This window comes from Neobacillus drentensis (genome assembly GCF_036965645.1).
Lineage (GTDB): Bacteria > Bacillota > Bacilli > Bacillales > Cytobacillaceae > Neobacillus > Neobacillus drentensis_D.
In genome coordinates this window covers 16,831-42,746 of the sequence record NZ_JBALPZ010000003.1, presented here as the reverse complement: position 1 = coordinate 42,746, position 25,916 = coordinate 16,831, and the positions used below count along the sequence as shown (strand labels likewise).

At 40.6% G+C, this 25,916-nt stretch carries 20 protein-coding genes and 1 pseudogene; 3 read left to right on the top strand and 18 right to left on the bottom strand.

Annotated features, from left to right (window positions below; genetic code table 11):
- Positions 1-285: 285 nt before the first annotated feature.
- The 14 genes from V7266_RS00400 to V7266_RS00335 form a co-directional block, all read right to left on the bottom strand.
- Complete coding sequence (locus V7266_RS00400; RefSeq protein ID WP_335465162.1) at positions 286-4,095, bottom strand: bifunctional 2',3'-cyclic-nucleotide 2'-phosphodiesterase/3'-nucleotidase; 3,810 nt, start codon at positions 4,093-4,095, stop codon at positions 286-288.
- 325 nt (positions 4,096-4,420) lie between these two features.
- On the bottom strand, positions 4,421-4,969 hold the full coding sequence (locus tag V7266_RS00395) for an acyltransferase (RefSeq protein ID WP_335465160.1): 549 nt from the start codon (positions 4,967-4,969) through the stop codon (positions 4,421-4,423).
- Entirely contained in the window at positions 4,966-5,625 is a 660-nt protein-coding gene (ppaX, locus tag V7266_RS00390; protein WP_335465158.1) for a pyrophosphatase PpaX, read from the bottom strand. The genes V7266_RS00395 and ppaX overlap by 4 nt, the downstream gene beginning before the upstream one ends.
- 38 nt (positions 5,626-5,663) lie before the next feature.
- On the bottom strand, positions 5,664-6,479 hold the full coding sequence (lgt, locus tag V7266_RS00385) for a prolipoprotein diacylglyceryl transferase (RefSeq protein WP_335465156.1): 816 nt from the start codon (positions 6,477-6,479) through the stop codon (positions 5,664-5,666).
- 12 nt (positions 6,480-6,491) lie between these two features.
- Positions 6,492-7,421, bottom strand: coding sequence for an HPr(Ser) kinase/phosphatase (hprK, locus tag V7266_RS00380; protein WP_335465155.1), 930 nt, complete (start codon positions 7,419-7,421; stop codon positions 6,492-6,494).
- A gap of 157 nt (positions 7,422-7,578) precedes the next feature.
- Positions 7,579-7,944 carry a phage holin family protein gene (locus V7266_RS00375; RefSeq protein WP_335465153.1) on the bottom strand — a complete coding sequence of 122 codons (366 nt, stop codon included), beginning with the start codon at positions 7,942-7,944 and terminating at the stop codon, positions 7,579-7,581.
- A 12-nt stretch (positions 7,945-7,956) separates the two neighbouring features.
- Positions 7,957-9,069: a DUF4097 family beta strand repeat-containing protein gene (locus tag V7266_RS00370; protein ID WP_335465152.1), complete on the bottom strand. Its 1,113-nt coding sequence runs from the start codon at positions 9,067-9,069 to the stop codon at positions 7,957-7,959.
- A 39-nt stretch (positions 9,070-9,108) separates the two neighbouring features.
- Complete coding sequence (locus tag V7266_RS00365) at positions 9,109-9,423, bottom strand: DUF4870 domain-containing protein (protein ID WP_335465150.1); 315 nt, start codon at positions 9,421-9,423, stop codon at positions 9,109-9,111.
- Positions 9,424-10,029: 606 nt separating this feature from the next.
- On the bottom strand, positions 10,030-12,903 hold the full coding sequence (gene uvrA, locus V7266_RS00360) for an excinuclease ABC subunit UvrA (RefSeq protein ID WP_335465149.1): 2,874 nt from the start codon (positions 12,901-12,903) through the stop codon (positions 10,030-10,032).
- A 6-nt stretch (positions 12,904-12,909) separates the two neighbouring features.
- Entirely contained in the window at positions 12,910-14,889 is a 1,980-nt protein-coding gene (gene uvrB / locus V7266_RS00355; protein WP_335465148.1) for an excinuclease ABC subunit UvrB, read from the bottom strand.
- Between the two features lie 225 nt (positions 14,890-15,114).
- Positions 15,115-15,354, bottom strand: coding sequence for a CsbA family protein (locus V7266_RS00350; protein ID WP_335465146.1), 240 nt, complete (start codon positions 15,352-15,354; stop codon positions 15,115-15,117).
- A 76-nt stretch (positions 15,355-15,430) separates the two neighbouring features.
- On the bottom strand, positions 15,431-16,882 hold the full coding sequence (gene panF, locus V7266_RS00345) for a sodium/pantothenate symporter (protein WP_335465144.1): 1,452 nt from the start codon (positions 16,880-16,882) through the stop codon (positions 15,431-15,433).
- Positions 16,879-17,142 carry a YhdT family protein gene (locus V7266_RS00340; RefSeq protein ID WP_335465194.1) on the bottom strand — a complete coding sequence of 88 codons (264 nt, stop codon included), beginning with the start codon at positions 17,140-17,142 and terminating at the stop codon, positions 16,879-16,881. The genes panF and V7266_RS00340 overlap by 4 nt, the downstream gene beginning before the upstream one ends.
- A 218-nt stretch (positions 17,143-17,360) precedes the next feature.
- The gene (locus tag V7266_RS00335; protein WP_335465142.1) at positions 17,361-17,858 is read right to left on the bottom strand and encodes a DUF6803 family protein; all 498 of its coding nucleotides are present in this window, start codon (positions 17,856-17,858) and stop codon (positions 17,361-17,363) included.
- Between the two features lie 540 nt (positions 17,859-18,398).
- On the opposite strand from V7266_RS00335, the gene V7266_RS00330 reads away from it, so the two are divergent.
- Positions 18,399-19,103, top strand: a complete 705-nt coding sequence (locus tag V7266_RS00330) for a response regulator transcription factor (RefSeq protein ID WP_335465140.1) — start codon at positions 18,399-18,401, stop codon at positions 19,101-19,103.
- 47 nt (positions 19,104-19,150) lie between these two features.
- On the opposite strand, the gene V7266_RS00325 is transcribed toward V7266_RS00330, so the two are convergent.
- From V7266_RS00325 to V7266_RS00315, 3 genes are all read right to left on the bottom strand, one after another.
- Positions 19,151-21,565, bottom strand: coding sequence for a heavy metal translocating P-type ATPase (locus V7266_RS00325; protein ID WP_335465138.1), 2,415 nt, complete (start codon positions 21,563-21,565; stop codon positions 19,151-19,153).
- A gap of 84 nt (positions 21,566-21,649) precedes the next feature.
- Positions 21,650-21,856, bottom strand: a complete 207-nt coding sequence (copZ, locus tag V7266_RS00320) for a copper chaperone CopZ (protein WP_335465137.1) — start codon at positions 21,854-21,856, stop codon at positions 21,650-21,652.
- Between the two features lie 25 nt (positions 21,857-21,881).
- On the bottom strand, positions 21,882-22,226 hold the full coding sequence (locus tag V7266_RS00315; protein WP_335465136.1) for a metal-sensitive transcriptional regulator: 345 nt from the start codon (positions 22,224-22,226) through the stop codon (positions 21,882-21,884).
- Positions 22,227-22,572: 346 nt separating this feature from the next.
- Here V7266_RS00315 and V7266_RS00310 point away from each other — a divergent pair, with 346 nt between their 5' ends.
- A complete protein-coding gene (locus V7266_RS00310; protein ID WP_335465134.1) occupies positions 22,573-23,379 on the top strand; it encodes a C40 family peptidase in 807 nt (268 codons plus the stop codon).
- Between the two features lie 210 nt (positions 23,380-23,589).
- Positions 23,590-24,957, top strand: coding sequence for a sensor histidine kinase (locus tag V7266_RS00305; protein WP_335465132.1), 1,368 nt, complete (start codon positions 23,590-23,592; stop codon positions 24,955-24,957).
- Positions 24,958-25,087: 130 nt separating this feature from the next.
- Here the strand turns inward: V7266_RS00305 and V7266_RS00300 are convergent.
- Positions 25,088-25,821 (bottom strand): annotated as a pseudogene (locus tag V7266_RS00300) (urease accessory protein UreH domain-containing protein).
- Positions 25,822-25,916 lie beyond the last annotated feature (95 nt).

The window sequence follows — 25,916 nt, the reverse complement described above, 5'->3', positions numbered from 1 at the left end:
CGCGAGATTCAGCAGAATTTGTTTCATTATAGGAACAAAAGCGCAAGCGCCTTGATCAGGTAAAAAAGTAGTTCATTTTTCCCTAGCCCCGACAAGCATAAGACGAGCCGGCCGAAAGGTTGTTTTTTAACCTTTTGGACGGATTGGCTTATGACCTCGAGGGGCTAGGCGCTGGAGCTGGACGTGTCTAAACCTGTAAAAAGTTGTCCACAAGTAGTAAATCTATATTTTCCTTGAACACAAAAAAACACCCCTGAATAGGATTCAGGAGTGCATTTTCATATATTACTGGAATTTCGGATTGCTTTTTACTAGCTTTACTGACGTTACATTACTTGTGTTTCCAGCTGCATCTGTAGCTGTGAAAGTTAACACTGTATCGTGTGTCTGAGCTGATTTAAATGAGATCGTGAATACTCCATTTTGACCTGCTGCAGCACTGCCTAACAGCGTTTTCCCATTATAAACTTTTACGGTTGAACCTGCTTCCGCTTTCCCCGTTACGCTCATAGCTGGGGCAATGATTTGTCCAACGACTGGTGCATCTGGAGCTGTAATGTCTTTTATCAAAATCCTGCCTTCAATTTTTGCAGAAATTGGTTGCCCTTTAAAGGACTTAATATAGTTTACAAAGGCATCCAAGTCAGAAGACCATGTCGTACGGTCTGTACCCTGCTTAAGAACCACGAATCCATCTCCGCCGTCTGCCATGAAGTTATTGACGGTTACAGAATAAGTACTATTAGGGTCAATCTTTTTACCACTTGGCAAGTAAATATCGATGACCTTTTGCCCAAGTGGTAATAAATCGGACCAAGTGTACTTCAAACCTGAAATTTGCATAATCCGGTTTCGATCAGCTGCAAACTGCTGATTCAGTAGAGTTCTTACTTGCTCACCAGTGATTTTCTCTGTCACGATATCATTGCCGAATGGCTGGATGGCGAAAAGTTCTCCCCATGTAATATCTCCAGCATCCTTAATATCATCACGGATACCGCCGATATTCATGAACGCAAAATCAGTACCGGTTGCATCTCTCATGCCATCTGCGATCAGGTTTCCTAGCGGCGCTTCCCCTGCTTCATTAGTCGTACGTGAAATTGGTGCAGCTGCTTGCCCTACAACTTGATTCGTGATAGGTGCCACATCTGCCTGATATTGATCCATTTCTGCCTTAATTTTTGCATCAAGATGGGCAGCATCTTGGAACGTTGTTACAATCTCCGCCTTTTTCTCAACAATATCCTGCGTAACTGGATCAATCGTTAAATCAACATCAGAGAATGCTGTTCCATAAGAATAAGATTGAACAAGCAGTTTACCGTCTACAGTGGAGTTCAGGTATTTATGGTCATGCGCCCCAAAAATAACATCCACTTCATCATCGACTGCCTTGGCGATATCGACTACTTTTCCTATAGGGTTAGTACCGTCTGTCGCGGAAGTACCAGGATCATGGGCAAGAACGACAATCGATTTAATTCCTTGGGCTTTTAATTCAGCTGTATACTTGTTGATAGCTTCTGCTTCATCTGTAAATTTAACTCCGGCCACACCACTTGGCGTTACAATGCTTGGCGTTTCAGTTGTCACAACACCGATAAAGCCAACTTTCACTCCGTCTACTTCCTTAACTACATATGGAGGCAAGATGAGCTCGTTTGTATCCTCCTTCACGACATTTGCCGCTACATAAGGGAAATCTGCTCCTTCAAACACACCATACTTCTCAACGGTTTTTGGATGGGCACCGCCGTTAATCAAGCGAAGCATCTCGGTTACACCTTCATCAAATTCATGGTTACCAATGGTACCGACATCAAAGCCAAGTTCATTCAGGATTCGGATGGTTGGCTCATCTTGTAATAAGGCGGAAACAGGACGGCTCGCACCAACAGCGTCTCCTGCTTGTACCATTAAGGTGTTCGAAGGATTGTCTGCTTCTCTTTCCTTTAGGTAACCAGCTAAATATTCAATTCCGCCGGCAGGTTTTCCAGCTACAGTAGTTTTATAGTCTAATTGTCCGTGTAAGTCGTTTATACCAAGTAATTGAACGTGAACATCTTGATTTAGCGAGTATTGTTCAAAACCGGAGCCATCGGATAATGGACCTACATCTTTAATATTTGGAGTAGATGCTAAAACATCTTTTGCAGCTTGTGACGATTTAAAGGTTAATGTTTTCGCTGCTCCACCCACAGGAGCGATTTTCCAGTTATTATCTGCAACTGGATTTACAACCCCTTGTGCCTTAATATAATCCATCAAAATCTGACGGTTTTCTAAAGGAGAATCTACTACAACGGCTGCCTTTCCACCTTTCGTTCCTGGGAAGTTCCCGCCGCCGCTGGCACGATAGTTATTGGTCGCAACGATAAATTTTTGATTTGGATCAATCGCTGATCCATCCATATTGGTAAAATGAATGATACGGTGAGCATCTGGGTTAGAAACTTCACCTGTCGTATAGTTATATCTTGCTGGCTGTGTAACATCGATTTGGTATTTAACTCCATCAATCACATCAAAATTGAATGGCTGGAACCCATAATCGATTAATTCTTGTGCGTTGGCATTAGTAGGATCAATTCTGTTGAATTGTGAGGCCGACATTTCTAGCCATTCTTTTACTTCTGCACCTGTTAATTCTACAGCTTTTAATGTGTTGTTATATAAATAAAGGTCATTGGCACTCTTAATGGAAAGGTCGCCTTTTGCAATGTTTGTATAATCGGTTGCTCCTTGGCGGCCGGCTTTGAATGGTGCCCCTGCTGAAATGACGGGAACATCTTCAAGATCTGGACGGTTCTTATTAATCCAGCTCTTAACATAATCTGTTTGTGCATTGTTGACAATTTGGATGGTTGGGTCGTCCATTACCCGAGAGAAATAGCTGGACATTGGTGCACTTGTTTCTCCAATTTTCCCGCGTACATATTCAAGGGTTGCTTCGTGTACATCTTTAACCGCATTTACAATTGTCTGATCCTCAGCAGTAGCCGGTGTTACAGGTCTATCAACAGAGCGTGAAGCAGCTTTATCCGCTGTCCATTTCCCATCAGCATTTTGAACTAATGCCAAGTCAAGAACACCAAGGTTATTGCCCCAATAACCCGCTTCTACTGCAGGTGTATCATTAATAGTACCCTTTGAAGTATCAAGGCCTGGCAGATCAGGATTTGCTATATTGCTTCCTTGGTGAAATTCTTTACCAGCTGGGAACGCATAGTGGGCATGTCCGAATAATAGGGCATCGATGTCAGCAACTTTACTTAATGTGAATACGGCATTTTCTGCATCCACCTGGTTTTCGTTTGTGACATCACAGCCAGAGTGGGCAATGGCTATAATCACATCTGCACCATTATCTTTCATTTCTTTCACATATTTTTTGGCAGTTTCAACAATATCTTTAACAATAACCTTTCCTTGAAGGTTATCTTTATCCCACTGTAAAATCTGAGGTGGAGCGAATCCTATAATTCCTACATTAACTTCTTGTATATCGCCATTTTTGTCTTTTATCTTTTTCGGAATGATTTGATATGGAGTAAAATAGTTAACATCATTGGATGGATCACTGTCATGATCATCTTTATAGATATTTGCGTTAACAATTGGATATGGAGCATGTTCTAAGGTTTTATCCAGAAAGTCTAAACCATAATTAAACTCATGGTTTCCGACGATTCCACCATCATAGTTTAATAGACTCATAGCCTTAAACATTGGATGAACCTCGTCATCTTTCAGAGGGTTAACTTTTGCAACATAATCGGCCATCGGATTCCCCTGGAGTAAGTCACCAGCATCAAACAGCATCGAGTTACTTGGATCTACCTCTGCTCTTGCTTGCTGAATCAATGTTGCCGTCTTTGATAAACCGTAGTTAATGCCATTCGAGGTATCTTGGTAGTAGTCATAAGCCATTGCGGCATCATGCAGATCGGTTGTTTCCAAAATCCTTAGAGTGGCTGCATTAGCTGTCTCTGCTGCTTTTGCCTTGTACGGAATTGAGGGTGAAACAATTGTGCTGAGTATCAAAGCTGTTGCGGCTAATTTACTATATCTATTAATATTCTTCTTTTTCATTTGCCTCTTCACCTATCCCCTTTGATCAAATTTTCTAGCTAAGACCTCCGTTTTCTTTATCTTTCTGATAATCCTCTCCTTTTTTAAGATTCAGAAAAATTTTGTCCTTCGGCTCCCAATCAGCCAATGATCAGGGAAATTCTCTTTGTCTTTTTCTATAAGCCAAAAATCGACAATCTTTTAATAGATGGACTACATTCTATAAAAGGTCTGAATCTAATAGATTACCATGCTCTACCATTATAACGTTCCAAATCAAGAACAAAAACGCGACTCAATTCCTAATTTATGTAAGAATTTATTTAAACAACGTAAAAAAGTCTAATCATATTTGACTAGACTTTTTTACATTTTTATAGATCTGGTCGTCTGACCAGCGTTTTTCTAGTTCTTCTTTCGTATAAATGACCCTCATAGGATTTCCTCCGACGAAACATCCAGGCGGAACGTCCTTATGAACTAATGTTCCAGCTGAGACTATCGCTCCATCCCCTATCGTTATACCAGGAAGAACCGTAGAATTGGCCCCAATCATGACTTCATTCCCAATTTCGACATTCCCAAGCCTGTATTCCTTAATTAAATACTCATGGGCGAGAATGGTCGTATTATAGCCAATAACCGTATTGCGGCCGACACTAATTTTCTCAGGAAACATGACATCGAGCATGACCATTAGTGCGAAGGAGGTTTGCTCCCCTACCTTAACTCCTAGAAAGGTACGATATAACCAGTTTTTCATGCTCAAAAATGGTGTATACCTCGCCATCTGAATGACGACAAAATTTTTAACAACCTTCCAAAATGGCACCGTCTTGTAGACGTGCCACAAAGAGTTCGCCCCCTCTACAGGATAGCGGGTCGTATTTCTCATCTTTCTGTCTCTCCGAGAATGGTTAATAAGTCAGTCATGTTCTCTAACATGTAATCAGGTTCATAACTTGCTACGTAGTCCCGGCCTTTAATCGACCAAGCTACACCAGCTGTTAGCGTACCAGCATTTTTACCAGCTAAAATATCGTGGAAATTATCGCCGACCATCATCGTTTCTGATGGAATTGACTTCAACTGCTCCAAGGCATTAAGGATCGGTTCTGGATCCGGCTTTGTCTTTTTCACATGTTCGTAAGCAACGATGACTTCAAAAAACTGCTCCAAATTCATAAGACGTAAGCCTTTAAGTGTTACGTCCAAACGCTTGGTTGTCACAACCGCTAGCTTATAGCCGCGCTGCTTCAACGTCTGAATCGTTTCTGTCACCCCAATAAACTCTTTTACGAGTTCATCATGCTTGGAGATATTATACTCACGATAAGCGGCGACCATTTCCTCAACCTGTTCCGGTTCCGGAGTCATTCCTCCAAATACCTCATGGAGTGTGGGGCCAAGGAAAGGGAGCACATCCTCGCGTTTATACTTGCTTGGAAAATATTTTTCCAGGGTGTTCAAGTAAGTGGAAATAATTAATTCATTCGTATCGATTAAAGTCCCATCTAAATCAAATAGTATGGTTGTGATTTTGTTGGTCATAGCTGAATTCCTTTCTCATTAGCCTAGTGCCAGCTATTTTAATTCGTTTGATCTAAGTAATGCGCTCCGGCTGGATTTTTCGTGCGTCGATAAACAAAAATGCCCAAAGCCACTACAATCAACGCAATCGAAATGGTTTGCGCCATTCGAAGGTTTCCAAGCATCAAACTATCTGTTCTAAGTCCTTCGACAAAAAAGCGGCCGATGGAATACCAAATAACATAAGATAAAAACAGTTCCCCGCGGCGGAAATTCACGCGGCGCAGCAGGATTAATAATAAAAAGCCGATGAAATCCCAAACTGATTCATATAAAAAGGTTGGGTGATAATAGGTCCCATTAATATACATTTGGTTGATGATAAAATCAGGTAAATGCAAGCTTTCAAGGAATCCTCTTGTTACTTCTCCTCCATGGGCTTCCTGGTTCATGAAATTGCCCCAGCGGCCAATCGCTTGTCCAAGAATAATGCTAGGCGCGGCAATGTCCGCTATTTTCCAAAAGGAAATCCCTCTTTTTCTGGCAAAAACGATGGTGGTGATCACAGAACCTATTAGGGCACCATGAATGGCAATTCCCCCATTCCAAATTTTCGGGATGTCTGCCGGATGACTGCCATAATAATCCCATTCAAATATAACGTAGTAAATCCTTGCCGAAATAATCGCGATGGGGATGGCCCAAAGCATTAAATCAGCAAATGTATCCTTTGGTAATCCTCTACGATTGGCTTCTCTAATCGCCAAATACAAAGCAAGTGCTAATCCGGAGCCGATAATAATCCCATACCAATGCACTTGAATTGGACCAAGTGAGAAAGCGATCGGGTTTAATGGCTGTATATTTTCGTTCATCTTTTTCTCTCCTTATTCGTGGTCTCCCTCTTCAATTACATCTGACAAGCGGTCGGTAAATTGCTGGGCTGCATTGACACCCATCCGTTTTAAGCGGAAATTCATGGCTGCCACTTCTATAATAACAGCCAGGTTTCGGCCTGGGCGAACTGGAACCGTCAGCTTTGGAACATCGGTATCAATGATCCTCATTTTTTCCTCGTCCAAGCCAAGGCGGTCGTATTGCTTTTTCGCATCCCAAATTTCCAGATTCATAATGAGTGTAATCCGCTTATTGCTGCGGACCGCTCCTGCACCAAACAAAGTCATCACATTGATAATCCCTAAACCACGGATTTCTAATAAATGTTCGATTAAATCCGGTGAGGTCCCCACCAATGTATCTTGGTCTTCCTGACGAATCTCAACACAATCGTCTGCCACGAGCCGGTGCCCGCGCTTTACTAGTTCTAGAGCTGTTTCACTTTTACCAACGCCGCTTTTCCCTGTAATTAACACACCAATCCCATAAACATCAACCAATACGCCATGAACAGCGGTAGTTGGCGCAAGCTTGCTTTCTAAAAAGTTGGTCAAACGGCTGGAGAAACGGGTAGTTACCATGTTGGTCTTTAAGACAGGAACAGATTCTCGTTCGGATGCTTCGATTAACTCTTTCGGAACATCTATTCCCCGTGTGACTATGATGGCAGGTGTGATGTCCGTACAAAGCCGTTCCATTCGAGAAGCACGGTCGTTCGGAGATAGCTCTTGGAAAAATGATAATTCTGTTTTTCCTAACAGCTGGATCCGTTCAGCCGGATAAAACTCGAAGTAGCCGGCCATTTCAATCCCCGGACGAGATATATCACTCATGGTAATTGGGCGGTTAATGCCTTCTTCACCACTGATTAATTCTAAATTGAATTTTTCATAAATATCTTTGGTACGTACTTTTGGCAAGGATATTTCCTCCTCAAACGGATGTATTTTTTTAAAAATTAGTAATAAGAAGAATTCATACCTCCTATTTTAGCATTTTTTGAAAAAGAACCAAATGGTAGTTATCCAAAAAAGGAAAAAGGTGCACCTCTATTAGTAAGAAGTACACCTTTTTCTGTTATTTCTTAGCTCTTCTTGATGGCTCAAGGAGCGTTTTTTGAATAATGACATTAATGAGCGACATCAATATGACAAAGAATAATGCCATACCAAACCCATTAATTTCAAAGGCGGGACCCATTAAATAATCCGTCAACTCAAGCGTAATGGCATTGATCACAAACAGGAAAAGCCCCATGGTTAAGACTGTGACCGGTAAGGTAAACAAAATCAACAGCGGACGGACGAGTATATTTAAGATCGATAATAAAACGCTCGCTTCTAGTGCGGCTACGAAACCGGTCAATTGAAAGCTTTCATGAAAATAACCGGCGAGTGCCATAAATAATACCGCATTTATCAAACAACCTAGCAGCCATCTCATTCAATAAATCTCCTACTTTTCTTCTTGTGATTGGTGGATCGTGATGGAACCTGTTTTCGTATCGGCATAAATGTGTGCCAGTTTTTCTGGGTGATTAATGGATTGGAAGCGCAGTGATTTTTGGATCATTTCAGTTTTTTCCTCCAGCACTTGAATGCCGACTAAGTTGACGTGAAACCCGCCAAGATTGGTTTTTAAATTCCCATTTACCGGGAGCCCATCAGGGATATAGAGGTCGATTCCGCCCGCAGTCGTTTTGGCCTGAATCAATTCCGCTTGGTTTCCATGTAGATTTAAACTGATATTTCCTTTAAATGAATCTATTTCAAGCTTTTTAAACTCACCGTCAAGTTGGATGGCACCATTAATTGTTTCTGCTTCGACTTTATCAAATTGACTGCCTTTCAGCTTAATTTTCCCATTCGCTGTTTCCAGTTCTGTATTCTTACCAATGAAGCGGTCAAGGGCAATTTTTCCATTCGCCGTTTTTACACGCAGTTCATCTACATTCATTTGTTCCCCAGTAATCGTGCCATTAAACAATCTGACCCGCACTCGGTTATAAACGGCTTTTGGGACGTAGACAACGGCTTCGACCTTCATCCATTTCTGCTGGGTGATAAATCGTAATTTTTCGTGTTCCACAGTGAAAAGGACGTCTCGTAAAAAATTTTGCCGGGCTTGGTCTTGATTTTCCACTCGGTATACCTTTGCCTGACACTCAATTCTGACATCAGGCTGATCCCAGCCTACGAGCTTGACGGCTCCGTTCGCGACGTCAATGTCGATATCTTTTATTGCGGCTTCCCCTTGATGGAAAATATGCGAGATATCCACGGACTGGGCGAAGTTTAAATCTAATTCTATGTCTTTAATTTTTTTAAAGGCTAAATCCACAAATTCAAAGATTTTGTCCTTTGTAGATTGATATTTTGCTTGGAACGGCTCTTCTTTTTTGGCTTCCTCAAATTGGACGGTGGTGGACAGTTCATTGACAAGCTGCGCCTGCTTTTGTTCCATTGATTTCTCTGCTTTTTCCAGTTCTTCGAGGAGTTTTAAGGCTTCATCGGCCTTTATTTTCCCTTCCTCGACCATTTGTAAAATCTGTTTTCTTTCCTCTTTCATGTTTTCCACCTCTACCTAAATGAATTTGTTACTTTTAGCTTATTCAGCTGTTAATACCTTTACGCCTTTGACAATGTTCCAGATGATGACTATGAGCCAAAGTAAAATGAGAACGATGATACTCAGAATGGTAAAAATAGGGATGCTGTCTAGCTGAGAAGTAAAGTCATAGAATACCGCCAACACTAGGAGAGGGGTCAGGATTAATGGTATTAGGTGTGATACTAGTGATTTTTTGGCATGCCCTTTGGTTTCTTTGTCCCCTGTGGCTAAATAGACGACTAAGGGGAAAATAAATCCGGCGAAAAAGATACTAAAGTAGCACAGACTGGATAGGACTTTTCTTGTCTCCATACGTTTATCACCTCTCTCTTTTATTACGAGTTTAGTATGGGAAAGGTTTCTTTTCTATTTGTTATTTTTAAGCGCGGCTTGGATGGCGGGTTGGGGATTTTGGTTTGTTTCCGCGGACTTTTGGATTAATTCCGTCGGATTTAGTGTTTTTTCCGTCAGAATTGGGATTATTTCCGTCTAATTTGAGATTATTCCCGCCAACCGAGACGGCGCGGTTCTGGTTTCCGTTAGATTTANNATTTAGTGTTTTTTTCGCCAGTTTACGAATTTTTTCCGCCAGATTTCGGATTTTTTCCGTCTAATTTTAGATTTTTTCCGCCAGCCTAGTTGGTGCGGTTCTGGTTTCCGTCGGATTTTTATTTTATTCCGCCTATTTCAGGCGTATTTCCGCCTAATTTCAGATTAATTCCGCCCATTTTTGCATTTTTTCCGCCAACCTAGTTCCTGCTAGACTCGGAACCCCACAATTTCTAATTTATTCCACCAACATTCTATCTTATTCCGCCAGTTTTTAGATTTATGCCGCTATTTCAAACTCTTTACTTTCCTAGTGCATAAAAAAAGCTGAAACCAGCCAGGTTTATAACCTGTTGATTTCAGCTTTTTCTATGCTTTAATCGCACTCTTCTCTTCAATTTGCTGTTTCATCCGCTCGCGATCGCGTGCAAGGATTGGTCTTAAATATTTTCCGGTATAGGATTCAGCGGTCTCTGCTACTTTTTCCGGCGTTCCCGTTGCAACGATGGTTCCGCCCTTGTCTCCTCCCTCGGGACCGAGGTCGACAAGATAATCGGCCGTCTTAATCACATCGAGATTATGCTCAATGACCAGAACCGTATCGCCATTTTCAACCAGCCGCTGTAAGACAACAAGCAAACGGGAGATGTCGTCCACATGAAGCCCGGTCGTTGGCTCATCTAAGATATAGAACGTTTTACCATTTGAACGGCGGTGCAGTTCTGAGGCAAGCTTAACACGCTGAGCCTCTCCCCCTGACAGGGTCGTTGCCGGCTGACCAAGTTTAACATAACCCAAACCTACATCCAAAATGGTCTGCAGCTTACGGCTGATTTTTGGAATGTTTTCAAAAAACTCAACTGCGGCCTCAACTGTCATATCGAGGATGTCCGCAATATTTTTTCCTTTATATTTCACTTCTAGGGTTTCACGATTATAACGTTTGCCGTGGCATACTTCGCATGGAACATATACATCAGGTAAGAAGTGCATCTCAATTTTAATAATTCCGTCACCTCGGCAGGCCTCACAACGGCCGCCCTTGACATTAAAACTAAAGCGGCCTTTCTTATACCCGCGCACCTTCGCCTCATTCGTTGATGCAAACACATCACGAACATCATCAAAGACGCCGGTGTAAGTGGCCGGATTCGAGCGCGGTGTTCTGCCGATTGGGGATTGGTCAATGTCAATTACCTTTTCTAAATGCTCCATACCCTTAACCGTCTTGTGTGCTCCAGGTTTGGTTTTCGCCTTATTCAGTTTTTGCGCCAATGATTTATGAAGAATCTCGTTAATAAGGGTACTTTTTCCGGATCCCGATACGCCAGTCACGGCTATAAACAGACCAAGCGGAAACTTCACATTGACATTTTTTAGATTATTTTCAGATGCGCCCTTGATTTCGATAAAACGGCCGTCCTGCTTCCGGCGTTCAAGCGGAAGCGGAATGAATTTTTTCCCAGATAAATATTGACCTGTCAGGGAGTTCGGGTCGGCCATTACTTCTGCCGGAGTTCCTGCGGAAACAATCTCACCGCCATGTATTCCTGCGCCAGGGCCAATATCAATGAGATAATCGGCAGCAAGCATCGTATCTTCATCGTGCTCGACGACAATCAAGGTGTTGCCGATATCACGCATGTTTTGCATCGTACCGATTAACCGGTCATTATCCCGCTGATGGAGACCAATGGACGGCTCATCCAAAATGTATAATACGCCGGTTAGGCGCGAGCCAATTTGTGTCGCAAGCCTAATCCGCTGTGCTTCACCGCCGGAGAGTGTCCCAGCAGTACGGCTTAGGGTCAAATAATCTAGTCCAACATTAATTAAGAAGCCTAGCCGTTCACTGATCTCACGGAAGATTAACGCAGCAATTTGCATTTCTTTTTCCGAAAGCTTTAATTCTGAAAAAAATGATTGAGCATCCTTAATCGATAGGTCTGTTACTTGAGAGATATGAGACCCGTTAATTAATACAGCCATCGATTCCTTTTTCAAACGGTAGCCTTTACAGGTTGGACATGGCTGCTGACCCATGTATTTTTCCATTTGTTCACGGATAAAGTCTGAGCTTGTCTCTTTATAGCGACGCTCAACGTTACGCATTACACCCTCAAATTGGATATGTCCCTCACGGAGCTGCCCAAAATCATTTTCATAACGAAAATAAATTTTATCCTTGCCGGAACCGTAGAGGATTTTATCCATTTGGTGGTCGGGGATGTCTTTAACAGGCACATCCAGATCAATTCCATAATGATCACAAACCGCCGCCAGCAGCTGCGGATAATATTGTGAGCTGGTTGGCTCCCAAGGGGCAATGGCATGCTGTTTTAAAGTCAGATCCTTATTAGGGATGACTAAATCAAGATCCACTTCCAGTTTTGAACCAAGTCCGTCACAGTCAGGGCAGGCCCCGAATGGACTGTTAAAGGAAAACATCCTTGGTTCTAATTCACCAATCGAGAAACCGCAAATAGGACAAGCATGATTCTCACTGAACAACAGCTCTTCCTCGCCGATTACATCGACGATGACATTTCCTTCCCCCAGCTTTAAGGCTGACTCGAGCGAATCAGCAACACGGGCAGAAATGCCTTCCTTGACGACAATACGGTCCACTACTACTTCTATTGAATGTTTCTTATTTTTGTCTAATTCGATTTCATCACCAAGATCAAGCATTTCTCCGTCGACACGAACCCGGACAAACCCTTGTTTTTTGATGTCCTCCAATACTTTTACATGAGCTCCTTTTCGTCCCGATACAACGGGGGCAAGGATTTGCATTTTGGTCCGCTCTGGATATTCAAGAATCCGGTCGACCATTTGTTCAATCGTTTGTGAAGAGATTTCAATCCCATGATTTGGACAAGTAGGATGTCCGACTCGTGCAAAAAGTAATCGCAAATAATCATAGATTTCCGTTACCGTCCCAACGGTTGAGCGCGGGTTTCGGCTTGTCGTTTTTTGATCAATCGAAATCGCCGGGGATAATCCCTCGATCATATCGACATCCGGCTTATCCATTTGACCGAGAAATTGGCGGGCATAAGCAGACAGGGATTCCACATAACGGCGCTGCCCTTCTGCATAAATCGTATCAAATGCGAGCGAGGACTTTCCTGAACCGGAGAGTCCCGTCAGTACCACAAGCTTATCTCTCGGAATGGTGACATCTATATTTTTCAAATTGTGGGCGCGGGCGCCTTTCACAATCAGTTTTTCCATTGCCATTTAACGTCATCCTTCCGCTTTCAATTCCAATAATAAATCACGAAGCTCGGCAGCACGTTCGAAGTTGAGTGCTTTTGCTTCTTCCTTCATTTCTTTTTCCATTGTCATTATCAGTTTTTCTCGTTCCTTCTTACTCATCTTGCCGAAGGATGCCGCTGGTTTATACTCTTCCTGATCCTCCGCGGCTTGAGTCGCACGGATTACATCACGGATTTCCTTTTGAATTGTCTGCGGTGTAATGCCATGTTTTTCATTGTATTCTTCTTGGATGGCCCGGCGCCGCTTTGTTTCACTAATTGCCAGCTCCATCGAATTGGTGATTCTATCTGCATACATAATAACATGGCCATTGGCATTTCGGGCGGCCCGGCCGATTGTTTGAATTAACGACCGTTCCGAACGAAGGAAGCCTTCTTTGTCAGCATCGAGAATCGTGATAAGGGAAACCTCGGGAATATCGAGTCCTTCCCGGAGCAAGTTGATTCCGATCAAAACGTCATATTTTCCAAGACGCAGCTCCCGGATAATTTCAATCCGCTCGAGCGTCTTGACTTCTGAATGTAAATATTGAACCTTTATCCCAATTTCTTTCAAATAATCAGTCAAGTCCTCTGACATTTTCTTCGTTAACGTCGTTACGAGGACACGTTCATTTTTCTTAACTCGGTCCTGTATTTCACCAATCAAATCATCAATTTGTCCTTCAATTGGACGGACTTCAATCGTTGGATCCAATAAGCCTGTCGGGCGGATAATTTGTTCAATCATTTCCGGTGTATGCTCAAGCTCATATGGTCCAGGTGTGGCCGAGACAAAAATGGCATTGTGGACATGCTTATCAAATTCATCAAAGGTAAGCGGCCGGTTATCAAGTGCCGATGGCAGACGGAAGCCGTGGTCGACCAGCACTTGTTTACGGGCCTTGTCTCCATTAAACATACCCCTGATTTGCGGTAAGGTAACATGAGACTCATCAATGACGATCAGGAAATCTTCTGGAAAATAGTCAAGCAATGTATAAGGTGTGGAACCGGCCGGCCTTAGGGTCAGGTGACGGGAGTAGTTTTCAATCCCGGAACAAAAGCCCATTTCCCGCATCATTTCTAAATCATAACGGGTACGCTGCTCAATCCGCTGGGCCTCGAGCAGTTTATCGTCTGATCTTAATTCCTCAAGCCGTTCCTCGAGTTCTTTTTCAATATTCTCAATCGCTAGACGCATTTTTTCTTCACGTGTGACGAAGTGGGATGCCGGGAAAATCGCGATATGTGAACGTTCCCCAATGATTTCACCTGTTAACGCATCGACTTCACGAATGCGGTCAATTTCATCACCGAAAAATTCTACGCGAACACAGTGTTCATCGCGGGAGACTGGGAATATCTCAACGACATCCCCGCGGACACGGAAGGTTCCCCGTTTAAAATCGATATCATTACGTTCATATTGGATATCCACTAAACGATGCAGAAGCTGATTCCGTTCAATCTCCATTCCTGTGCGAAGCGATAACACCATCTCGCGGTATTCTTCCGGCGAACCGAGACCATAGATACAGGACACACTGGCGATGATAATGACATCTTTCCGTTCAAATAACGACGAGGTCGCCGAGTGGCGCAGCTTATCAATTTCATCATTGATACTGGCATCTTTTTCAATAAAGGTATCGGTTTGCGGCACATAAGCTTCAGGCTGATAGTAATCATAGTAACTGACGAAGTATTCTACCGCATTATTTGGGAAAAATTCTTTGAACTCACTGTAGAGCTGTCCGGCTAATGTTTTGTTATGGGCGATCACAAGGGTTGGTTTGTTCACTTCTTTAATGACATTCGAAACAGTAAAGGTCTTCCCTGTACCTGTCGCGCCAAGCAGGGTTTGATGTCGTTTATTATTTTTAATCCCTTCTACTAACTGGCGGATCGCTTCGGGCTGATCACCTTGGGGCGAGTACTTTGAAACTAATTCAAATTGGTCTTTCACAATTCATTTCCTCCCGTAAAAAAATATCACTCTCAGGTTTAGAAACTGTTTATTGTCCGGGATGCTGCTAAAAAATGGATTCTCGATAATTGCATATTAACATTCTACCACATTCCCCCAAAAACAAACCAACAATATGCGAACTAACATTCGTTTTTTGATTAAGTTTTTTCAATTAAAAAAAGCCTGCTTGTTTCCAGGCAGACTTTCAAAGAAGTTTAGGTTCTAGCTATTTTTAATTGCGCGCGGTTTCATCTTGGCTGCCAGCCAGAAGCCGGCCGTAAGCGAAAAGGCATCAATAACAATCAGGTAAAAGGTGTCGGTATAGCCTTTGTAAACTGACCCAGCAATGAGTGCCACGGTTAAAACAAGGCCGATAACGCGATTGTAAGTGACCCGTGAAAAAAGCAAAACCATTAATCCGGGCATCGTTAGTGCCGAAAATATCCTAACAATCTCAAACATGGGCACACCTCATTTATTAATCTCGTTAATTATTTATTCTAAAAACTAATCCATAAAATTGCAACTAAAATATCCCTTAAACCTTAGCCTTTTCTAGACCAGCCGCTGCCTTTTGCTGTGATATTAAACTAACAATGATAAAACCTAAAAAAGACAGGACTATCGGCATGACAACCGTATGCAGTCCAAAGGCATTTGGATAAAAACGATCTAATAGAATATAAGAACCCATTCCAATAATCATCGACGTGATTGCTCCGTACTTATTACCTTTACTCCAATACAAACCTAAAATCACTGGCCAAATAAACACTGACTCCAGCCCGCCAAAAGAAAATAGATTTAACCAAACGATCAAATCAGGTGGACTTAACGCAAGGATAATCACGATAATCCCAATAATGGCCGTTACACTGAAGCTTACTTTTTTGATTTGTTGGTCCTCAGCATCCGGCTTGATGTAATTCAAATAGATATCTTTTACCAAAGCCGAGCTCACCAAGATCAGCAAGGCATCGACCGTTGACATAATCGCAGCCATAGGTGCCGCAAGGACAATCCCGGCAACAAACGGCGGCAATACTTTCATTGATAACAATGGCATAACCGTATCACCGATTTTTATACCCGGAAGCACCGGGCGGGCAAATACACCAATTAAATGCATGCCGAGCATAATAAAGCCGACAACAATGGTCCCGATTATAATGGCGTTATGCATAGCTTTTGAATTTTTATAGGACATCGCCCGAACCGTGATTTGCGGCAGGCCTACAACCCCAACACCAACCAAAATCCAAAATGACGAAACATATGCCGGGGTTAAATTATGTTGGGCGCCAAACGGGCTGATAAGGTTCGGATTCTCCGCCGCTAAATCAGAGATGATGTTCGAAACCCCTCCGCCTGCTTTAATTGTCGCAATTAAAAGAATCAGCGTTCCTGCAAACATCACGACCCCTTGAACGGTATCGGTGAGCGCAACCGCACGAAAGCCACCGACAATAACAAACACCAGAACAGAAAAAGCAAAAATCAGTAAGGCGGTTGAATAAGGCATGCCCGTCAACGATTCCACCAGACGTGCCCCGCCAATCCATTGCGCCGTCATCGATGAAAAGAGGAAAATAATGATACTTGCCGCTGATAAGATGACAACGGTTTTACTTTTATAACGTTCCTTTAAAAAATCGATTAAGGTGATCGCCTTATACTGACGGGCCACAATCGCAAACTTTTTCCCAAGGACCATTAAGGTAAAATAGCCGGTCACCAGCTGTGAGGTGGCGAGCAGCACCCAGCCCAGACCTTGAGTATAGGCAATTCCCGGGCCGCCAATAAAACTACTGGCACTACCGTAAGTGGCCACCATGGTCATCGCCAGGATGAACCCGCCCATTTGCCGTTCTCCTAAGAAATACCCTTCTAAAAAGGATTCAGATTTGAGTACCAATTTGTTTGACCAAATCCCCACTGCAAAAATAATCAATAAGAATAGAATCAATGGTGTAATAACAGCCCAGTTCACTTGTGTTCCTCCTCATTTGCTTCAAAGGGTATATCTTGGAAAATATACTTTACTGTTACAATTACAAGAACAATCATGATGATGGAGCCAAGAATGCAGCTGTAAAAGAACCATGCCGGCAGGCCAAACACATATGTATAATCGTTGACATCTGTCGAACCAAGTCCATAACCAAAGCCGTACCACAAACCAAAATTAATAATAACTAAGATAACTCCAATCAGCGCTTCTTTATGTGCAATCTTAAAACGCTTGTCCATCGAATCCGCAGACTTCTTCACACTGTTTCACCCCTAGTATGTATACCTATTTAGATAAAATTTTTCCAAGTTAGAACATTTTACCACAAACATAAAAAAAACTACTACCCTGCATATCTAGGCCCCAAAAATAAAAAAAGAGGAGAATAGTCTCCTCTTTGCACGCATTTCACTCATTATCATTCTGATCTTTTAATTATACAGCATACGATTAATTCCTACATATTCATCATGTCATGGCCGCCTGAGGAACTAGAACCTAAGGAAGGATCAATCATTCCGAAAATCATGGCAATATGGGCTACAACCAAGAAGATACTAACAAAGATTGCATGAATTTTAAGTTTCTCTTCTTCTGTTCTATTTCGATAGATAAGATTTAGGTCAAGTAGTGCCATACCAAGAAATGGAATAATACCAAGCAGATAGAAAGTAACAGCGACTACATCAATCCACCCTTTCCACTCTCCGTTAACCGTTAGAGGGATATAGGCTGCTTTCATTAGGTAAATAAATATACCTGTAAAATAGAATCCCGCAAAAATCCCAGTTACTTTATTCAGTTTTTTCAAAGCACCATCTAATTTTCTTGTGTATAATATAGCAATTTCCGAAATCGCCAAGATTTCTGCACAAATGACAGGAACCGCCATAAAAATCAATAAATTCCAGGGCTGATTATCTGCGAGTAACCCCATATAATGCGTCATATTCATGTTAACCTCTCCTTTATGTCTCTTTACAGTTAATATAATAAAAAAGTATGCAGAAACTTAGCAGAAACTTTGAAGAAAATGTGTAAAGTGTCGAAAAAGACAAAAATATACCTTAATCCAAACACCAATCACTATTTGCAAAAATAACGGTTTGCCATAAGATTAAAATAAAGTTTCAAGAGCCTTAAATTAAGTAGGTGAATTTTTTTTAAAAAGGCTGTGTTAAAGGTTATTCTTGATTTTTAAACGATGTTGATTGGAGCGGAAGGCGCTCGACTCCTCGAAAATGCTAACGCATTTCCTTCGTGCGTGGGCGGATTCGAGGATGTAAAATCAATGTCCTGCGGGAGTACGGGGCAGGGTAGACCCCACAGGCGCTTAAGCGCCGAGGAGGCTCCACGGCACGCCCGCTGGTTTGCTGAGCGACTGGAGCGGAAATCAACAGCCATGTTTAACACAGCCAAAAAATTAAATCTGCAAAGTTTCTTCAAAATTTTACTCTATTATAAAGATATAAACTTTTGTTAAGGGGGCGGAGATATGAAGACGATTTTACTTGTGGACGATGAAACTCGAATGCTTGACCTTTTAGGACTTTATATAGCTCCTTATGGTTATAAATGCGTGAAGGCTACCTCAGGAAAAGTGGCTCTAACTTATTTAGAAAAAGAAATGATTGACTTGGTAGTTCTTGACGTTATGATGCCAGAGATGGATGGTTGGACGATCTGCAAAAAAATAAGGGAGTTTTCAGATGTCCCCATTATTATGTTAACAGCACGGAGTGAAACTCCCGACGTTATCAAAGGTTTAAAATTTGGAGCAGACGATTACGTAACAAAACCTTTTAATGAAGGGGAGCTACTGGCTAGAATCGAGGCATTGCTAAGAAGATCGAGAAAGTCAACAGAGGACAAGCGTATTTTAATTTTTAATGGCCTAGAATGGAAGGAAGAATCAATGGAATTAAAATATAAAGGCCAAGTCATTTCGGTTACCCCCAAAGAATTTGCTTTAATTGGTTTGTTTATAAAAAATCCTCAAAAAGTGTACTCTCGTGACCACTTGTTGTCATCAATATGGGGGCTTAGATCCCAGATAGATGATCGAACGATTGATTCCCATATTAGGAATTTACGAGAAAAGTTACGGAGTGCAGGGTTCCCTATTGATAATCATCTTTTTACAGTCTGGGGTATTGGGTATAAATGGGTAAAGGAAAATCCTGAAAAGAACTATAAATGAAAAGGTTTGGTATCTTACCAAACCTTTTTTGAATTTCTTCTTCATATCTACAATTTTACTTTTTGTAAACGTAACGCATTGAGAACAACGGATACTGAACTGAATGCCATTGCTGCACCTGCTAACCAAGGTGCTAGGAATCCAAGAGCAGCGACAGGTATACCTAGAGTATTATAAGCAAGGGCCCAGAACAAATTTTGCTTAATATTACGAATCGTCTTCTTACTCATGAAGATTGCATCTGCAATACTATTCAAATCCCCACGAATAAGCGTGATATCCGCTGCTTCCATGGCAACATCCGTACCTGTTCCAATAGCCATTCCGATATCCGCAATGGCAAGGGCTGGAGCATCATTGATACCATCACCAACCATGGCAACCTTTTTCCCTTCTGCCTGCAATTTCTTGATTTCCTCAGCCTTTCCTTCAGGAAGAACCTCAGCAATAACCTTTTCGATACCGACTTGTGATGCTATAGCTTGAGCTGTCTGTTGATTATCCCCAGTAATCATAATTACTTCTATTCCCATATCCTTGAGGCGGCTTATGGCTGATTGGGATGTTTCTTTAATGGTATCCGCTACAGCTACCATCCCAGCGTATTGGTAGTCGATAGCGACGAGCATAGCTGTTTTACCAGCCTTTTCTAACTCGTTCATTTGACCAGAAGCCTCTTCTGCCGCTACATTGTATTTACGCATTAATTTCCTAGTACCAATTAATAGTTCTTTAGCTTCGACAGTTGCTTTAATACCAAACCCAGGGATCGCTTCAAACTCTGTTACATCTTTTAACGGAATCTCTTTATCCTTAATTCCTTGAACAATTGCTTGAGCGAGTGGATGCTCTGATTGTTTTTCGGCAGAACCCACTAATGATAATAATTCATCTTCTATTTGATTTTGGGCTGTTACTACATCGGTTAAAACAGGTGTTCCATTTGTAACGGTACCCGTTTTGTCTACAACAACAGAAGAAATTTTATGGGTCATTTCCAAATGCTCGCCACCCTTAAATAGAATGCCATATTCTGCTGCACGACCTGAACCGGCCATAATAGATGTTGGCGTTGCCAAACCTAATGCACAAGGACAAGCGATAACTAAAACGGCAATCAATTTTTCAAGTGCATCTGCAAAATCGCCAGGGTCCACCCAAACATAACAAACGATAAAGGCTAATACTGCTAGAGCAACTACAATAGGCACAAATACACCGGAAATCTTATCAGCAAGACGCTGGATTGGTGCCTTTGATCCCTGCGCTTCCTCCACTACTTTAATAATCTGTGCTAAAGCCGTATCTTTGCCCACTTTTGTTGCCTCGATTAATAAAAATCCATTTTTATTGATTGTAGCTCCAATTACCTCATCACCAACGGTTTTATCAACTGGAACACTTTCACCCGTAAGCATTGATTCATCAATGGCGGAACGCCCTTCTAATACTTTCCCGTCTACCGGTATTTTATCACCCGGTTTAATATGAACAATATCACCAACAATCACTTCTTCAATTGGGATTTCTTGTTCTACACCATCTCTTTCAACTATCGCTGTTTTTGCTTGAAGACCCATCAGTTTCTTAATGGCTTCTGATGACCGTCCTTTCGCCTTTGCTTCAAAAAGCTTCCCAAGAATAATCAACGTAATAAGAATGGAACTAGTTTCATAGTAAAGTTCTACGGAATGATTCATACCACCGATAGACATTAATGATAAATATAAACTGTAAAAATAAGCGGCGGATGTTCCTAAAGCCACTAGAACATCCATATTGGCACTTTTATTTTTTAAAGCTTTATAAGCTCCAACATAAAATTGTTTACCAATAAAAAATTGTACTGGGGTAGCTAAAGCTAATTGCACCCATGGATTCATAAACATTTTGGGAACCCAAACAAATGAGGTGAATGAAAAGTGTCCCACCATGGCCCATAAAAGCGGGAAGGAAAGGATGGTCGAAAAGATAAATTTCCCTGTTTGTCTTTCAATCTCCTTTTGGCGATGGTCACTTGTTTCTTTTGTATCTTCCTTTATTTGAGCACCATACCCAAGGGTTTCTACCTTTTTAATAATTTCACTCGGGTTTAAGACCGCACTGTTGTACTCTATAGTCGCTTTTTCAAGTGCCAAGTTGACATTTGCTTTTACGACACCATTTAATTTAGTTAAACCCTTTTCTATTCGTGCAGCACAAGCTGCACAGGTCATTCCGGTTATAACCAATTCCGTTTTTTCATTAACAACCTCATAACCAAGATCTTTAATCTTTTTTTCAATTTCTTCAATATTTATTTTTTCTGGATTATATTTAACATTTGAACGCTCTAAAGCCAGATTCACATTTGCTTCTTCCACGCCTTCTAATCTTTTAAGACCCTTCTCAATTCTCACCGCACATGCGGCACAGGTCATTCCTGAGATTTGCAGATTTGTTTCTTTTACACTTTGACTCATATAAAGCCGACTCCTTATACCCCATATAGGTATGTTTTCCTTCGAAAGGAACGTGCTATCACCTAGCACGTCTTTTCAATCTCTTTATTTCACATCATAGCCTTGATCTTCGATTGCTTCTTTAATTTGATTTAATGAAACCTCTTGATTATTAAACTCAACATCTACTTTAGCACTTTTTAAATCAACTTTAACGGAGCTGATACCATTAAGAGCACCAACACTGCTTTCTACGGCTTTTACACAATGACCGCAAGACATTCCTTGAACATTTAATGTTATTTTTTCCATTTTGCTACTCCCTCTCTTATGACAATTATTTTTTTATTAATCTTTGAATAGTGGTTAACAATTCATCTACAACTTCATGGTCGCCCTCTTGAATTCTTTCCACTACACAACTTTTCATATGGCCTTCCAAAAGAACTTTCGCAACACTATTTAAAGCTGCCTGGGTAGCTGCAATTTGTGTAATCACATCATCGCAATAGGTATCTTTTTCAATAAGACCTTTTATCCCACGAATCTGTCCCTCAATACGATTTAATCTTGAAACAAGATTCTGTTTTGTTTTCTCCGAATGATGACTTTTTCGGTTTGATGTTATAGGAGCACAGTGATCATTAGAATGATTCAGGCTTTCAGGATTATCATTATTCATTTCCATCCCTCCTTCAAATTGAATTTACCATACCCCCCTACCCTATGTAAATAGGCATTCAATAAATTTTATTGTTTTAAACTCGACTTTCACAATTTGTCCATATATCCAGGTCACTGTGAAAGATGATTGTTCAAAATGAGACATTGCTTCTATATTAACTTTAGCAAATAAATATGGAGAATCTGTGCATTTATCCTTTATTTCAAACTATCATTATATAAAACTACAAAATATTACAAATTCCTTACAGTTAGGTTACGTTTTTCGACATATTATATAAATTTATCTAATCAGTATGTAAACTAAAAGTACAGATAGAAAATTAATTAGCAAGGGGATACACATGAAAAAGAAGTTTATAGCATTAGTTACAGCTACAGTATTCGGGACATCCTTATATAGTACGTCAGCCATGGCTGCGACAATCAAAGTTAAAAGCGGGGATACTTTATCTAAGTATTCTAAACAATATAATATATCAGTTTCAGAGATTAAGACGGCTAATAAATTATCAAGTGATAGAATCTTTATAGGTCAAAGTTTATACATACCTGAAAAAGGTACGGTCGTGACTAAACCCAGCACCAGTCCATCTTCAGTAGTATATACGGTAAAATCTGGTGATACCTTATCATCAATCGCCAAGAAATATGGGAAAACTGTAGCACAATTAAAATCGTGGAATGGATTAAAATCGGATTTAATTAGAATAGGTCAAAAATTAAAAGTTAGCAGTGGTACTGTCACATCGCCAGTTGCTCCAACTCCCACAGCCGCTAAACCTGCAGTGTCCTTCATTAATAAAACCAAGTTGGTTCAAGACGCAAAAACAGTGATTGGCAGCCCCTACAAATGGGGAGGAAATACTCCAAGCGGATTTGATTGCAGTGGATTTATTTACTATGTAGTCAACAAACAAAAAAAGGTCTCTCGTTCGACTGTTGCTGGATACTGGAACATGATGAAACCTGTGTCTACTTTATCTGTTGGTGATTTTGTCTATTATGAAACGTATAAAGCTGGACCTTCACATATGGGAATCTACGTAGGGAATGGTAGGTTTATTCATTCTGGGTCCCAAGGAGTTGAAATTTCCGACATGAATATCTCTTACTGGAAATCTCGTTATCTCGGAGCAAGACAATTCTAGTTTTAAAAGTCCTTATCTTATTGATAGGGGCTTTTTTAATTGTCTAACGAACTTAGTAACATCTAAAAAAAGACTAGATTTTAAATGGCTGCTTAAAAAGAGTTATTCCTTGGTTCTAGGGATAAATTAACCTAAATCATTCACAACTTCTGCAAACTTTCTTCACAATAGTCATTTAAAATAGTTGTATTAAAACAAGAGGTGTACCGCATGAAAATATCCATTAAATTAGGTTTGTGGTTTTTTATTTGTATCGTTTTTATCGAAGCTTTTTCTATGATTTTCTTACATAATAAATTAGTACACTCACAAGTTCATCAGGAGCTAAGTGCACTTCAGGCACGAGGCAATAGTCACCGCGCTGTATTAGAAATCAACTCTGATTCAGCAACCTTACATCATATTGGTTTAATGGAGTCGCAGACTGATACAGAAGTGGTGATTACAGATACAAATGGGGGAATTTTGGTTTCTTCGGCTAAGATCAATAAGAATATCGAGGATTTATTAAATAAACGGATGAATAATATTCCTAGAAACGGTAGGATTCTTCAACCGGATTGGCAAAACGAAAAATATATTGCAACGGTTTCTGCATTTAATAATAAGGATGGAAAAAAAGCTGGATACGTGTATATGTTCAGAAAAACGGATGAAGTTCAAAAGTTAATCTCGGAATTGAACAAACATTTACTTTTGGCCTCATTATTAGTCCTTATCTTTATCTTCATAACGGTTTTCTTTTTATCTAAGGCCGTCACCAAGCCGCTTATTTCAATGAAGGAAGCAACAAAAAAGCTGAGCAAAGGGGATTTTTCCGTCACACTTCCACCTCCTTCTAAAGATGAACTTGGTGAATTGTCACAATCCATACAGACGCTTGCAAATGACTTAAACTATTTAAAACAAGAGAGAGATGAGTTTTTGGCCACTATTTCTCATGAACTTCGAACTCCCTTAACTTATATTAAGGGCTATGCTGATATAGCTAAAAGGAAGGAGCTTGATGAAGCAGAGAGATTTAAGTACCTGGATATTATCCATGAGGAATCTCAACGTGTGAGCGAATTACTTAAAGAATTATTTGATCTGGCAAAATTGGACCAAAATACGTTTTCGATTTCTAAAGAAAAGGTTGATTTATGTGTTTTTTTACAATCCATTTATCAAAAGGTTTTACCGGCCTTTCATCATAAAGGAATCGAACTGAAGTTAGTTTGTAACCAAAATATTGATTTCAGTATAGACCCTTCCCGCTTTGAACAAGTTCTATTAAATTTGCTAGATAACAGTCTTAAATATTCACAAGAGAATACAACCACGTATTTACAAGTAAGTGAGGAGAATGAAACAATTAAAATGACCATAAAGGATCAGGGAATAGGCATTCCCCAAGAAGATCTTCCTTATATTTTTGACCGTTTATATAGAGTGGAGAAATCCCGATCAAGAGTGACCGGCGGGTTTGGATTGGGCCTTGCTATTGTCAAACAAATAGTGGAAGCTCACGGAGGAGAAATTTCTGTTGAAAGCGAAGTTGGACATGGAACAAGCTTTACCATTAGCTTAAAACAGTAAAAATTAGCCCTAATATTTAATTCTAGCAAATACACTGTTCTAAAGAGACAATGAAAAAATAAAAAACTTTATAAACCCATTAAAAAAGAAGGAGAATCTCCTTCTTTTTAATGGGTTTACCATTTTTCCTCTATAGGGACCAATAAGTTATGGTATCTAAAACTCCTAAAAGGAACATCAGGGCACCAGCAATTCGTTGAATAACCATCCCCAATTTTCTCCCTTTTTCAATATCACGCCACTGCCGCCAAGGTACCAAATGAAGAAGATGACAATTAAGAGTGGAATAGCTGTTCCAATGGCAAACGTGGGCGGCAAAATAAAACCGTATGGACTAGATACCACTACTGGCATTAAGGTGACAAAAAATAATACAAACATAGTTGGGCAAAACGCTAGTGAAAAACTAAGACCTAGCATAAAAGACGCAAATGGATTTTCATGTTTGTATTCTTTTGAAAGCTTTAATAGTTGGAATGTCCCTTTAAATTTGAGAACCCCCAACATAAACAAACCAACAAAGATTAATAATGGCCCCATTATTCTCCGCAGCCATGGAAAATATAATGGGAGACTTTGTTCAAATCCTCTTCCTAGAGTCCAAACCAAAACACCTAATAAAGAAAAAGCTACTATTTTTCCTATAGTGAAATAAGTTACATCTTTCCAGGCAATTTTCCTTTGAATAGAGCGGTTGCCATAAAGAGTTACTGCACTAATATTTCCTGTAAGCTGACATGGTGCAAGTGCTCCTACTAATCCCAAAATTAAGGCAAACACAATGGGCCAAGCTTTTAAGCTATTGGCCATACTAAAAAATGGTCTACTTAATACCGCACTTATTTGGCTAAATAAATTGTACACGATATCACCTATCAATAGAATTTAATAAAAATAGATTAACATAAAAAAATTCAGAAATTGTGGCAATGATATGAATATCAAATATTATGGGGTCG